This window comes from Streptomyces sp. NPDC059816 (assembly GCF_042732055.1).
In the GTDB taxonomy this organism is placed as follows: Bacteria; Actinomycetota; Actinomycetes; order Streptomycetales; family Streptomycetaceae; genus Streptomyces.
In genome coordinates, this window is sequence record NZ_JBHWIQ010000013.1 from 148604 (window position 1) to 162033 (window position 13430).

The 13430-nt window shown below is 68.2% G+C and carries 10 protein-coding genes; 5 read left to right on the top strand and 5 right to left on the bottom strand.

The window, feature by feature from the left end; all coding sequences use genetic code 11:
• Window positions 1-29 precede the first annotated feature (29 nt).
• Complete coding sequence (locus tag ACFV88_RS18895) at window positions 30-1607, top strand: aspartate aminotransferase family protein (protein ID WP_385492599.1); 1578 nt, start codon at window positions 30-32, stop codon at window positions 1605-1607.
• Between the two features lie 95 nt (window positions 1608-1702).
• Window positions 1703-2734, top strand: a complete 1032-nt coding sequence (locus ACFV88_RS18900) for a methyltransferase (RefSeq protein ID WP_385492600.1) — start codon at window positions 1703-1705, stop codon at window positions 2732-2734.
• A gap of 74 nt (window positions 2735-2808) precedes the next feature.
• On the opposite strand, the gene ACFV88_RS18905 is transcribed toward ACFV88_RS18900, so the two are convergent.
• Window positions 2809-4197 carry an aldehyde dehydrogenase family protein gene (locus tag ACFV88_RS18905; RefSeq protein WP_385492602.1) on the bottom strand — a complete coding sequence of 463 codons (1389 nt, stop codon included), beginning with the start codon at window positions 4195-4197 and terminating at the stop codon, window positions 2809-2811.
• Between the two features lies 1 nt (window position 4198).
• Entirely contained in the window at window positions 4199-5230 is a 1032-nt protein-coding gene (locus tag ACFV88_RS18910) for a phenazine antibiotic biosynthesis protein (RefSeq protein WP_385492604.1), read from the bottom strand.
• A 674-nt stretch (window positions 5231-5904) separates the two neighbouring features.
• On the opposite strand from ACFV88_RS18910, the gene ACFV88_RS18915 reads away from it, so the two are divergent.
• On the top strand, window positions 5905-7098 hold the full coding sequence (locus ACFV88_RS18915) for an NAD(P)/FAD-dependent oxidoreductase (RefSeq protein WP_385492607.1): 1194 nt from the start codon (window positions 5905-5907) through the stop codon (window positions 7096-7098).
• A 158-nt stretch (window positions 7099-7256) separates the two neighbouring features.
• Here the strand turns inward: ACFV88_RS18915 and ACFV88_RS18920 are convergent, their stop codons facing one another.
• Genes ACFV88_RS18920 through ACFV88_RS18930 form a run of 3 tightly spaced genes read right to left on the bottom strand, consistent with a single transcriptional unit; the run spans window position 7257 to window position 10444 of the window.
• Window positions 7257-8528 (bottom strand): amidohydrolase family protein, encoded by a 1272-nt coding sequence (locus ACFV88_RS18920; RefSeq protein WP_385492609.1) that lies wholly within the window; start codon window positions 8526-8528, stop codon window positions 7257-7259.
• Window positions 8529-8531: 3 nt separating this feature from the next.
• Complete coding sequence (locus ACFV88_RS18925; RefSeq protein ID WP_385492610.1) at window positions 8532-10214, bottom strand: (2,3-dihydroxybenzoyl)adenylate synthase; 1683 nt, start codon at window positions 10212-10214, stop codon at window positions 8532-8534.
• On the bottom strand, window positions 10211-10444 hold the full coding sequence (locus tag ACFV88_RS18930; protein ID WP_385492612.1) for an acyl carrier protein: 234 nt from the start codon (window positions 10442-10444) through the stop codon (window positions 10211-10213). Before ACFV88_RS18930 ends, ACFV88_RS18925 begins: the two co-directional genes overlap by 4 nt.
• Before the next feature lie 528 nt (window positions 10445-10972).
• Here ACFV88_RS18930 and ACFV88_RS18935 point away from each other — a divergent pair.
• Together ACFV88_RS18935 and ACFV88_RS18940 are read left to right on the top strand one after the other, a co-directional pair.
• On the top strand, window positions 10973-12214 hold the full coding sequence (locus ACFV88_RS18935; RefSeq protein ID WP_385492613.1) for a DegT/DnrJ/EryC1/StrS family aminotransferase: 1242 nt from the start codon (window positions 10973-10975) through the stop codon (window positions 12212-12214).
• A complete protein-coding gene (locus tag ACFV88_RS18940) occupies window positions 12202-13383 on the top strand; it encodes an NAD(P)/FAD-dependent oxidoreductase (protein WP_385492614.1) in 1182 nt (393 codons plus the stop codon). Before ACFV88_RS18935 ends, ACFV88_RS18940 begins: the two co-directional genes overlap by 13 nt.
• The last annotated feature ends 47 nt before the right edge of the window (window positions 13384-13430 follow it).

The following is a 13430-nucleotide window of genomic DNA, read 5'->3' on the forward strand; positions in this document are numbered from 1 at the left end:
CAGGATTCCTCAAGGAATAGGGGCACGGCATGGGAGACCCGACCGACGAGCACATCTTCGCAGACCGCCTGTTGAACGGTTGGCTGCGCAGCGTGGGGCTGGACATCGCGTACACGCGAGCAGAAGGGAACACGCTGTATTTCGTGGACGAAGACGGTCAGGAAGTTGCCGTTCTCGACCATGTGTGTGGCTTCGGGTCCTTGATCTTCGGCCATAACAACCGGGACATCAGAGAGCATGCGAAGTCCGTTCTGGACCGGCAGGTCCCGGTGTTCGTCCAGTTGTCCCGGCAGCCCCATGCCAACGACATAGCGGCGGTGCTCAACGGCATCCTGCGCCGCGAAACCAACCAAGACCATCACTACTCGGCGATCTTCGCCAACAGCGGAGCCGAGGCCATCGAGATCTGCCTGAAGCATGCGGAACTGGAGCGCCAGGCCCGGGTGGCGAAGCTCACCGATGACGTCGGCGCGCACATCGAGGAAGCGCGAGCGCAAGTGCGAGCAGGACGGGCCACGGTAGCCGAGAACCCGTACGTGCCGGTCGGTGACCTTCCTGACGGCAGCGACGCACTCGAATCCCTGATCGCCGAGATCGAGCGCCGGAATGCGCAGCTGGTGACGGAGAAGCCCGTACACCTGGCGCTGGAGAACGCCTTCCACGGCAAGCTGGTCGCCAGTGTGCAGCTGACCCAGAACCCGAGTTGGCGTACGCCGTTCACCTCGCTGGCCTCCACGACCCGCTTCCTCCGGGCCGATCAGCCGGACACCATGGCGAAGGCGGTGGAGGATCTCCGCGAGAGCCTGTTGGACGTCGTGGTGAGCGACGGCGTGGTGCAGGTGGTGGAGCGGGACTTCCCCGTCATCGGAGCCTTCTTCGTCGAGCCGGTTCAGGGGGCGAACGGCATGCGACCGGTAACGCAAGCGGCTGCCCGCGAGATCAGAGCACTGTGCGACGCGGTCGGATGTCCCCTGGTCGTCGATGAGATCCACAGCGGCATGGGGCGCACGGGCGCCTTCCTGGCCAGTTCCCACATGGGGTTGCAGGGCGACTACTACGCACTGGCCAAGAGCATCGGCGGCGGAGTCGCCAAGAACTCCGTGGCGCTCTTCCGGCAGGACCGCTTCCGCCCGGAGTTCGAGGTGATGCACAGCTCCACTTTTGCGAAGGACGGATTCTCCGGGGCCATCGCCCTGAAGGTGCTGGAGATGCTGGAGGCCGATGGCGGCCGGGCGTACGAGGTGGCTGCCGAGCGCGGCAACCGGTTGAAGGACATGCTCAACTCGCTCAAGTCCGACTTCCCGGATGTCGTGGACACCGTGGAGGGCATCGGCCTCATGCTCGCCCTGGAGTTCCGGGACCACTCGAACGTGTCCTCGGAGCTCATGCAGGAAAAGGCCCGATCAGGGATGCTCGGATACCTGATCGCGGCGTACATCCTGCGCGAGCACCGGATACGCGTCCTGCCGATCGGGCCCGCAGGGAACTCCGTCCGATTCGAACCGTCCCTCTTCTTGACGGACGAGGACATCGCACGGACGGAGTCCGCGCTACGGGACGTCTGCACGATCCTCCGGAACCAGGACGCACGCCGCCTCACGCCCTGACGACGAACAGGGGCGCCCGTCGAACGAATCGGCGGGCGCAGCGCTGAACCGGCAATGATCACCGATGGTTGGATTGGCAGAGAGAGGTGTCCGTCATGAGCAGTGCGAAGTCGGCCGAGTCCCTGGCGTCGGGCTTGCTGGAGCACGCGCTCAGCGCTGCATGTGCGGCTTCTGTGCGCGCGGCCGTCACCTTGGGCTTGCCCGAGGCCCTCGGCGACGAGCCCGCGACGGTCGATGAACTCGCGACCGCGGTCGGCGCGGATCCGACAGCCCTGCAACGGCTGCTGCGAGCGCTGACGTCCTACAAGGTGTTCGCGGAGGACAGCGAAGGGGCGTTCGTCCACACGGAGAAGTCACGGGCCCTGCGCGAGGACTCCCCGCACAGCCTCAAGCACCTCGTGCTGTGGTGCACCGAGCCGTGGCTCTGGTCGCTCTGGGGCCGTCTCGACGAGTCGGTCCGGACCGGGAACGAAGTGTTCACCCAGGAGCACGGCCGGAAGTTCTACGAGCACTTGCACACCCAGTGGCCGGAGTCGGCGAAGACCTTCGACCGTGCCATGACCCAGCAGACCAGGTTGTCCGCAGCCGTCCTCGCCGACCTGCTCCCCCTGTCCGGTGTCGACACGATCGCCGATGTCGGCGGGGGGCAGGGACTCGTCCTCGCCACGGTGTTGGAACGGCACCCGGGACTCCAGGGCTTCCTCCTCGATCTCCCCGACGTGGTGGCGAACGCCGACGCCCGGGTGCACCCCGGCGGTGCGCTGGCCCACCGCGTGCAGTTGGTACCCGGCGACTGCCTCCGGGAGATTCCCGTGCAGGCGGACCTCTACCTGTTCAAGAACATCCTGGGGGTGGACGAGGACCGGTCGGTCCTGATCCTGCGCAATGCGGTCGAGGCGGCGCGGCCGGGGGCCCGGATGGTCATCGTGGACAACTTCGTCGACGCCGACGGCCCCGGGCAGCAGCTCGCCTCCGCGATGGACCTGCGGATGCTGCTCGTCATCGGTGGCAGGAAGCACACCCGAGCCGGGTTGCTGACGATCGCGGAGCGGGCCGGCCTGATCGTGCACGGGGTGCGCCCGGTGGACTCGTCCCTGCACATGATCGAGGCCAGCGTGCCCGAGTAGTGGGGGAATCGGCGCGGTTCACGGGTCCGACCGGCGGTTCGTCGGTCGGACCCGCGTGTTGTCGCCGGGCGTGGTCAGCCGACGACGACCGCTTTGGTCTGCATGAGGAATCCGCCGAGGTATCCCTCGTGGGGAAGGCCGGGGCGCGTCCAGGTGGTCGGGTGGTCGCCGACATGGATCTTGTTGATGGTCGGCTCGGCGACCAGTGAGTCGATGAGCCCGCCGTCATCGGTGAAGACCGTGAGCGACAGGGTGTCGCGCAACGGTGCCATCCAGTCGCCCTCGCGTCGCCACGGCAGGACCCATACGCAGGGGAACCCCATCTCGATCCGGGCCTGCGGGGCGTCCTGGCGGTCGAGCAGGAACACAGCCGGGCGCAACACCGCCGAGCCGTCACCGAGTTCGTGGACGACGGAGTCCGCACCCAACAACGGACGTGCGTTCCCCGTCTTGGCCCACAGGTACTCGTCCACGGTGCGTGCGACGGCGGCCTGGCGGACCGGCAGCCTGGCGCGCTCGTCACCCGGCGGCAGCGAGGGGAGCCCGCCCAACCGGGTGGCGATCGCCTGGGCGACCGGTGCGGGATCGCCCTCCACGAACACCGCAGTGGCGTTCACGCAACCGGTGCCGGCGTGACCGGCGATGGACTCCGTGATGGTGTCCAGGTGCCGTACGACATCCACCCCGGACGTGAGCAGGATCTTCGACCTGCCGGGCCCGAACGGCATGACGAGGGTGCTGGCCGCGTACTTCCGGGCCACCTCGTCGGCGCCGAACGCGATGGCGACGTCCGCTTCGGCGACGAGCCGGTCGGCCGTCTGGTGGTCCGTGGGCAGCAGGACGACCTGATCGTTGTCGTAGCCCACCTGGCGCAGTGCGGCGACCAGCCGGTGGGCGGTGAAGGGCTCCCGCCCGGACGGCCGGATCGCCACCCGGTAGCCGAGGGCCAGCGCGTCCAGCCATGCGGTGTGCACGGCAGGGGAGTTGGCCGGCGCGTGGACCATCAGGACCTCACCGCGGCGGGTCCACACCCCGGAACCGAGCTTGGTGCGCTCGTCGCGCCAACTGTCCGTCGCCCCGATCGGGCGGGCCTGGCGCACGCTCTCGCACGCGGTCGCCGCGTAGTCGCCGACCTCCTGCGACAGGTGCCGTACGACGGAGATCGGGATGCCGGACACCTCGGCCACGGTCCGGTGGTACGCATCGGGGGAGACGCCGTCGACCGAGCCGCTGGCGAAGAGCCAACCCGCCCTGGTCAGGAGCTTCTTGCGGCGTGCCGGATCCGGCGGGGTGGCCCGGCGCAGGGCCCGGATGTTCCGCTGGGCGAACAGCCACGGCACGAGGCTCAGTTCGGCCACCGGTTCGGAGGTGACGGCGCGGACGACTTCGCGGTTGCGGCTCTGGTACGGCCCTCCGATGCCGAGGGCGTGGAGTTGTGCCGGTGCGGTGGACGGGCTCCGCACGTCAGTAGACCCCTTCGATCACGGTGGCATCGCCGAACTCCTGGACCGGCTTGATCTCGGACACCGCGTCGCCCGGGTAGCCGAGTCGGTGCGGATGGCGGATGCCGGTGTCCCGGTCCAGGTTGTTGGGCAGGAACAGGTTCCGCGTGATGTGGTGCGTGACCACTTGACCGCGTTCCCCGTAGGCCACGTTCTGCCCGGTGGCGGGATCGACCACCGAGAACATGGAGAACGGGGACGGCGGGTCGAAGATCGGGGACTCGCCGGCCGGTGCCCCGGGCCGTTCCGGCATCGCGCAGAAGATCATCGTGCTGCCGAAGATGCTGACGAAGTTGACCTGCGGGAAGACCTCGGTCCGCAACAGGTGACGGGTGTCTTCGTCCATCGACGTGCCGCCGTAGATGATCGTGTTGACCTTCGCGTTGATCAGGTCCACCAGGTGTTCGCGTTGGCAGACCGCCTCGATGAGCGGCGGCGTGATGACCATCACGCGGATGTCCTGGCTCTGGAGGATCCATTCGATCTGGTTGACCAGGTGATTGACGTACTCCTTGAGCTCGCCGACGGCGCCCCGGGCGGTGACGAGTTTCGCCCACCGGGGGTCCAGGTCGAGCGTGAAGAAGATGCTCCGGAACCGCAGGGCGGTGTCCTGGGCGAGGATGCCGGCCATGTGCGGTCCGGCCGGCATGACGCCGAGCCAGTTGTCCCCCGTGGCGATCCCGTGCTCGACCAGACGGTGGTGGTACCAGGCCCAGGACTGCTCGCGGACGTCGGGCAGGACGAACACCCGCTTCGGCGAGCCGGTCGTTCCGCCGCTCTCGCCCACCACCGGAGGAGTGGGCAGCGTGTCGATGCTGCCGTACCCCCTGGGCACCAGGTCTTCCATCCGGACGTTGCGCAGCTCGTCGACGACGTTGGGAAACAGGGAAAGGTCTTCCACGGTCCGCACGTCCTTGCGCGGGTCGAAGGCCAGTTTCTTCCCCAACTCCTGCCAGAACGGGGATCCGGTCTTCGGGTCGAAATGCCAGGCCATTGCTTCCTGAATGAGGTCCTGCGCCTCCGGCGGGCTATCCCACGAATTGTCGAGTGCGGATGCGGCACGTGAGGTCATTGCCTTGCTCCTCGGCATTCTCTTTCAATGGTCGGCTGAGTAGACGCGGATAGTGAATGTGTTTCAAACTCGGGCGGCCAGACAGGGGAATCTCTGTGCTGCCTCCGCAGTCCCTTCCGAAGGTACAAGGCTGGATACTTCTGCCGCTAGCCCCAGGTCGTCATCCGATGGAACGCCTGGTTTTACAACCGTGGATTTAGTCTCATTGCCGTAGTCGCGGGCGTGTGCGTAGTCTGCTGTGTGCTGCCTCTTCTCTGAGAGGGAAAAGCAGGAGCGATGGGGACCCGGCGTTCGCATGCTCACCACCGATCGGGCTGCGGTAGGAAATGAGCGCGGCCAGCGGAATGTCGCCATCGGATGTCCCGGCGCTTCTCGGCTCGACTTCACCGTGCGGACGGTGAGCGCGGCGAGCAACTGCGCGACCACCGCCCCCACGTCCGCCTCGACCGCGGTGGAACGACGCCTCCCGACCGACACGGGTGCTCGGTTCGCCGCGGTCGGCCCGGGTCCGCGTCCGCGGGAGGCCCCGAGATCGGCGCCGGGTCGAGCAGCAGCCATCCGAAGAACCACCACAGGACAGCGGGCAGGAGCGAAGGATGAGCGGAACCGGTTACGACGTGATCGTCGTGGGAGCACGGTGCGCGGGGTCACCGACCGCGATGTTGTTGGCGAGGAAGGGGTACCGGGTCCTGGTCGTGGACCGGGCGACCTTCCCCAGCGACACGCTGTCGACGCATCTGGTGCACCCACCGGGCGTCGCGGCGCTGCGCAGGTGGGGTCTGCTCGACAGACTCGTGTCGACGGGGTGTCCTCCCATCCACACGTACGCCTTGGACTTCGGTTCCGTCGTGCTCACGGGCGGTCCCGGCACCGCGGCCGAACCGGTGGCGTACGGGCCGCGTCGGATCGTGCTGGACAAGCTGTTGGTGGACGCGGCGGTCCAGGCGGGCGTGGAGGTCCGGGAGGGCTTCACGGTCTCCGAGGTCGTCTTCGACGACGACGGCCGGGTGGTGGGGGTGCGCGGGCGTGAGCAGGACGGTCCGGTGGTGACCGAGCGGGCGCGGGTGGTGGTGGGTGCGGACGGACTGCACTCGCTGGTCGCGCGGGCGGTGGCCGCACCGCAGTACAACGAGAACCCCAAACTGATGTGCGGCTACTACAGCTACTACAGCGGGCTGGACATGGACGGCGTCTTCAGGGCGCACTCCCGCCCCTACCGCGGGTTCGGGGCATGGCCGACGCACGACGGTCTGACCCTGGTCGGCGGCTGCTGGCCGTTCGCGGAGTTCAACGAGGTGAAGAAGGACCTCGAAGGCAACTACCTCAAGAACTTCGCGTTGGCGCCGGCATGGGCCGAGCGCATTCGCGGGGCCAAGCGTGAGGCGCGGGTGGTCGGTGCCGCCCTCCCGAACTACTTCCGCAAGCCCTACGGGCCCGGCTGGGCGCTGGTCGGTGACGCCGGCTACTGCAAGGACTTCTTCACCGCCCAGGGAATCAGCGATGCGTTCATTTCCGCTGAGCTCTGCGCCGGCGGCTTGGACGACGCGCTGTCCGGGCGCCAGCCGTTCGACGTGGCGATGGCCGACTACCAGTCGGCCCGTGATCAGCATGCGCAACCCGTCTACGATTTCACGATGCAGGTCTCCACCCTGGAACCCCTTCCCCCGGAGTTGCAGAAACTCTTGGAGAACATCGAGGGAAACCAGCAGGCGATGGACGCCTTCGCCCAGGTGAACTCGGGCGTGCTGTCGATGTCGCAGTTCATCGCCGATTGGGATCGCAGCAGCTGAGGAGCGGCGGACCGGCCCTTCGGGAAGGCCGGGCCGGCGCCGAACCGAAGGAACCGTCCGCGCGGTCGCGGACGGTTCCTTGAAGTGGTTGCGGACCGGGCTGCCCGGGTTCCGTGCCCGCAGGGCCACCTGGCGCAGTGATGCGGACGACCCCTCGCTCAGGCGGGCCGGTCGACGGCGTCGTCGGCCATGCGCTGGTGCACGAGTTCCCCGGACTTCCACACATGGGTGATGCGGTCCTGGTCGGCCAGCAACGTGACGTCGGTCAGGGGGTCCGTGTCCACCGCCAGGAGGTCGGCGTCGTAGCCGGCAGCCAGCCGACCGGACCGCGGGGCCCGGGGCCCGAGCGTGTCGGGGCCGTGGGCCGTGGCCGCTTCGATCGCCTCCAGCGGGCTCAGTCCCGCAGCGATCAGATGGGCGAACTCGCTGGCGTGCTTGCCCCAGGAGAGCGGCCCGTTCCGGTCGCTCGTGCCCAGATCCGTACCCAGTGCGAGGGAGACCCCGGCCCGGTGCGCGATCTGGATCGCCCTCAGGTGCCGCTCGGCCATGAGCTCGAAACGGTCCCGCCAACTGGGCGGCAGAGCAGCGACGTTGTGCCGAAGCGCCTCGTAGATGGTGCGCGTGGGCACCAGCATCATGCCCCGCTCGGCCAACAGAGCGGCACACTCCTCGTCGAGTTCGGTGCCGTGCTCGATGGTGTGGCACCCGGCCTCGATCGCGGCCAGGATCCCGGCCCGTCCGTGGCAGTGCGCCGCGACGACCCGGTCCGCCCGTGCGGCCTCGGTGACGATCGCGTGCAACTCCTCGCTGCGGTACTGCTGGTGGTGCGGGTTGTCCACCTCGCTCAGCACACCGCCCGAGGTACAGATCTTGATCACCTCGGCCCCCGCCCTGAGCTGGAGGCGCACCGCTTTGACGCACTCGTCCACACCGTCGGCGATGCGGAGCGTACCGCCACTGCGGCAGGGGTCGGTCACCCAGCGGTAGGGCAGGCGGTGTGCATCGCTGTGCCCACCCGTCTGCCCGATGACCTGGTTCGCACTGTAGATGTTCGGGCCGACCAGGGTGCCTTCCCGGACGGCCTGAGCCAGCACGCAGCCGTGGCCGCCCATGTCCCGCAGGCTGGTGAACCCCGCGCGCAGCGCCGCCTCGGCGTCCTTGACGCTGCGGGCGACCGCCAACGCCTCGGGCGTGAGCATCAGTTCCTCGGTGTTCACCCGACCGCGGATGCCGGCGAAGTGCACATGGCAGTCCCAGAGGCCCGGCAGCAGGGCGGTGACCCGCGTCGGCTCCAAGGACCGGTCGTCCTCGCTGAGCTCGGCCGTCGGTCCCGCGAACCGGATGCGGCCGTCGGCGTGCACCACGGTTCCGTTGACGGTGGGGGCTCCCGACCCGGGGATGATCAGGTCCGCGTCGATGCGATGCCTCACGCCCTATGCCTCCGCAGCCCGGCGTCGCGCGATGCGTGCGCGCAGTGCCTTCTTGTCGATCTTGCCGATGGCCGTGGTGGGCAACTGCGCCACGACCTCCATCTGCTCGGGCAGCTTGAAGAAGGCCAACCCGAGTTCGCGCAGGAACCGGCGCAGCTCCAACAGGGTCGGTTCCTGTCCCGTTTCCGGCACGACGTACAGGTGGACGACCTCTCCGTACAGCTCGTGGGGTGCGCCGACGGCAGCGGAAGCCCGTACGGCGGGGTGTCGCGCGACCAACAGCTCCAGGTCCTCCGCCGGGATCTTCTCGCCGCCGCGGTTGATGATGTCGCGCACCCGGCCGTTGACGACGAGGTCGCCCTCGGGTGTCCTGGTCGCCAGATCGCCCGTGCGGTAGAAGCCGTCCGGGGTGAACGCCTTCGCCGTGGCGGCCGGGTCCCGGTAGTAGCCCGCGACGGTGTACGGCCCCCTGGTGAGGAGTTCCCCGGTGGTGCCGTTCGGGACCTGACGGCCTTGTTCGTCCACGATCAGCACCTCGTCCATCGGGGAGGTGGGGCGTCCCTGGGTCTGGACGATGACCGCCTCGTCGTCGGTGAGTCGCGTGTAGCAGAGCAGGCCCTCGCTCATGCCGTAACACTGTTGGAGCGTGGCGCCCAGCACGGAGCGGATCCGGCCCGCCAGTTCCGGAACGGGGCGGGCGCCGCCGACCTGGATCACCCGCAGGCTGCTGAGGTCGGCGCTCGTCCCGGCCGCGGCGGTCAGCCACTGCATCGCCACGGTCGGCACGAGAGCGCAGTGCGTCACGCGTTCCCGTTCGATCAGGTCGAACGCCTGCCGGGGATCGGTGGGGTCGCCCAGTACCACCGTGCCGCCCGCGGCCAGGGTGCCCAGCACTCCGGGGCAGTTCAGCACGAAGCCATGTGCGGCGGGCATCACGGCGAGACAGACGGAATCCTCGGTGACCCCGGCGATCTCCGTCGCCGCCCTGATCATGTAGGCGTAACCCGCATTGCCCCGGGGAATCACCTTCGGCGGTCCGGTGGTGCCGCCGGACAGCAGGAACACGGCGGCATCCACAGCGCAACCGTCGCTCCGGCGCGGCGCGGTGACGGCCTGCGCGACCTGCTCGTCCCAGGGTGCACCCGGGTCGCACAACGCGGCGAGGTCGACGTCCCCGGCCGTGCCGGCACCGAGGGCGAGGACGTGCCGCAGGGACGCGTGCTCCTTCCGCAGACGTCGGGTCGACTCCGTGGTGAGCGCCGACCTGTTGCCCGTGCGCACGGCGAGGGCGACCGGTCGGGCGGTGCGCACCACATGACTCAGTTCGTACTCGCCGAACCCGGGCAGCACCAGGACCGGGGGAGCCCCGATGTCGATCAGTGCCAGGGCCAGGACCAGGAACTCCGTGCAGTTGGGGAGTTGCACCACCACCCGGTCGCCGGCGCGTACGCCGAGCCCCTCCAGACGTCGTCCGGCCACGGTGACCGCCCGGTGCAGTTCGCCGTGCGACAGCGTCGTCGTCCCGCTGACCACAGCACGGCGATCGGGGGAGCGCAGACGTGCGGCCCGCAGCAGGTCGGCGATCCGCTCCTCGCGCCACAGTCCGGCGCTTAGGTAGTCCTCGGCCCGTCGTCGGTCGATCGTGGGTACGTCCGGATCCAGCGGGCGGACGTCGAGCGGGCTCATCGGGGCGTCTCCCGGATGCCGCCCGCCAGCTGTTCGATCGTGTAGTCGACCTGGTCCCACAGGTTGATCGTGACGTCGAATCGTTCGCGCAACTGGATCTCCAAGTCGGTGGTTTCGATCGAGCTGAGGCCGAGATCGGCTCGGATTCGGGTATACGGTTGAATCTCGTCCAGCTTTTCCCCCGCGATCCCGATATCCAGCAACAGATTTTTCAGTATGTCCACGGACACGGTGACGTCCCCTTGTTGTCAGACGGTGAAGATCCGGGGTGGCGACTTTTCGACATTCTTGCGGAACGGCGTTGCGGCGGCGCAGGCCGAGGCTAATCGACACCTGCTGACGTGACAATGGCCTAGTACGTCGGTCGTAGGCGGTCCGGGTTGGTTCGGACACCAGGCGAAACCGGCAGGTCAACGAGCCCACCTGCACACCTGTTCCATCGAACTCGGTAAATCCTGATCTTCACCCACCCCCAGCTCAGGTGTGATGTGGCGAGGTCGTAGAACGGCATTAGATCAACCGGTGTATTCCCGATGGTGGCGGGATTTGAGATTCTTGGGTTATGCCGGACAAATATCGCAAGCCTGCGGCGTGCGGTGGTAGCCGTGAAAGATTCTTCCTGGTTCTCAGGGCGGTGCCGTCTCGGATGGACGCACCGATACCCGATCCCTCGGGTGGCACGGTGTTCAGGCAGTTGGGGGTCTTGGAGGTGGGCGGTGGAGCAGTCGTACGCAATTCCTTACCCGCAACTCGGGTCCGTGCTCGGAGAGCAGGAAATCGGAGTGCTAGCCCAGTTGGTCAACTCTGGTGAGAACCTGTCGGGGGGGCGATGTCGGGAGGAGTTCGAGCGGTGTTTCCGTGAATACCTCTCAGTGCCGTACGCGCTTTCGGTGACGAGCGGGACCGTCGCGCTGGAGATCGCGATACGCCTGCTCGACCTGGCCGTCGGGGACGAGGTCATCGTCACCCCGCAGACCTACAAGGCCAGCGCGCAGCCGCTGTTGAACTACCCGGTGAAGGTGCGCTTCTGTGATGTGGACCCGGTCTCGCTGAACATCGGACCCGAGCAGTTCGAATCGTTGATCACCAGTCGCACCAAGGCACTGATCCTGGTGCACTACGGCGGGTTGCCGTGCGAGATGGACCCCATCATGGCGATCGCGCGCCGGCACGGCATCACGGTCATCGAGGACTGCGCGCACGCGCTCGGCTCCGAGTACCGGGGCCGCAAACCCGGCACGTTGGCCGACATCGGCTGCTTCAGCTTCCACTCCAGCAAGAACATCACCACCCTCGGCGAGGGCGGGATGATCACGCTGTTCGACCGGACGCTGGCCGACCGGGTGGACCGCATCCGGTCCAACGAGGCCGATGCGGTCTACCACGAGAAGGTGCGGGCCATCGGGGAGCGCACCAGCGCGCACCCGTGGATGATGCACCCCGGCTTCGCCTTCACCCACGGCTGCGCCGCGATCCGCTACGGCGGCACGAACGCCACGCTGGCGGAGCCGAACGCGGCGGTGGGCATCGTGCAACTGGCCAAACTGGACGAACTGGTGAGGCGAAGGACCGAGATCGCCACCACCTACACCGACGTGCTCAAACAGTTCCCCGGCGTCCGGACGCAGGAGGGTCCCGAGCCGGTCCGGCACGGCTACCACCTGTACACGTTCTTCGTCGACCCGGCCAGCGGCATCCTGCGGGACCGGTTGGTGTCCCGGCTCGACGCACACGGCGTGCAGATGCAGTTGCGGTACTTCCCCCTGCACCTGCTCCCCGAATGGCGGGCCAGGGACCACGACGCCGGTGAGTGCCCGGTGGCCGAGCGCATGTGGTTCGAGCAACAGGTCAACCTGCCGTGCCATCCGGGAATGACCGACCGGCAGGTCGACCAAGTGGTGTCCAGGTTGGACACCGTCCTCCGCCAGGAGGTCCGAAACGCACCGATCACGTCGTCAGCGGCGCACGAGGTGGAGGGAAACCCGCAGTGTCCGAAGTAGAGCACTACGACATCGTTGTGGTCGGCGGAGGCCCGGTCGGTCTCGCCTCGGCGTGGCACGCCGCTCGCCGCGGCGCACGCGTGGCGGTCTTCGAGCAGTTCGCCTTCGGCAACGAACAGTGCGGCACCAGCGGGGCGGAACGGCACTGGCGGTTGCAGTACACCGAGCCGGACCTGTGTCAGTTGACCGGGGAAGCCCTGCCCCTGTGGCGGGAGCTCGAACGGGCCAGCGGGCACCAACTGCTGCACGCCTTCGGCAGCCTGTGGTTCGGCGACATCGACGTGGCCACCAACGAGGGCAAGATCTCGGCGACCGCCCGGACCATGGACAAGCTGTCCATCCCCTACGAGTGGCTCACCGCCGCCGACATCGAGCGGCGTTACGGGTTCGCCGACCTGCCCCGTCACTTCGAGGGGTTCGTGCAGCCCGATGGCGGAGCGGTCGACGTGCGGGCCACGGTGGACGGCCTGCTCCGGCTGAGCGAGTCGGCGGGTGTCGTGCTGCGGGCGGGCGAGTCCGTGCAGGAACTGGCGCCCGACGGCGAGGGCGTGCGGCTGCGCACCCCCCGCGGCTGGTGCCGGGCGGGCAAGGTGGTGTTGGCCAACGGCCCCTACGCGAACCGGCTGCTGGAGCCCCTGGGCGCCCGACTGGACCTCAACGTCTTCGAAATGGCGCTGGTGACCCTGCGGCAACGGGACCCCCGGGCCCGTTACCCGTTCTGGTTCGTCTTCCAGGAGCCCACCGAGGAGGACACCAACCTGTTCTACGGCTTCCCGCCCAACGCGTGGCAGGACACCGACGTGGTCCGGGTCGGCCCCGTGTTCGAGGTGAACCCGCTGGACGACCCCGAGCGGGCGACCGGCAGCCCGGACCCGCGCCACGTGTCCCGGGTGTGCGGCTGGGTCGACCGGCACCTGCCCCTGGTGGACGCGCGACCGCTGGCCCGCGAGACCTGTCTGGCCGTACTGCCCGCCGACCCCGAACGGCAGTTCTTCCTCGGCACGGCCAAGGGACTGTTCGACGGCGGGGACAACGTGGTGATCGCCACCGGCGGGTGGGGGTTCAAGTTCGTGCCGCTGCTGGGCAAGGTCTGCGCCGACCTGTGCGTGGACGGCGCAACCGACTACCGCGTCGAACGCCTCATGCTGCCCGACCCGACCCACCCCTAGCTGATGCGTACGGACCCGTGGTCGATGCTTCGTTTGCAAAGGAGAAC

Excerpts from the sequence above, each read along its gene's own strand:
- ACFV88_RS18895 (WP_385492599.1), top strand. The coding sequence starts at position 30 with ATGGGAGACCCGACCGACGAGCACATCTTCGCAGACCGCCTGTTGAAC.
- ACFV88_RS18900 (WP_385492600.1), top strand. The coding sequence starts at position 1,703 with ATGAGCAGTGCGAAGTCGGCCGAGTCCCTGGCGTCGGGCTTGCTGGAG.
- ACFV88_RS18910 (WP_385492604.1), bottom strand. The coding sequence starts at position 5,230 with ATGGCCTGGCATTTCGACCCGAAGACCGGATCCCCGTTCTGGCAGGAG.
- ACFV88_RS18915 (WP_385492607.1), top strand. The coding sequence starts at position 5,905 with ATGAGCGGAACCGGTTACGACGTGATCGTCGTGGGAGCACGGTGCGCG.
- ACFV88_RS18925 (WP_385492610.1), bottom strand. The coding sequence starts at position 10,214 with ATGAGCCCGCTCGACGTCCGCCCGCTGGATCCGGACGTACCCACGATC.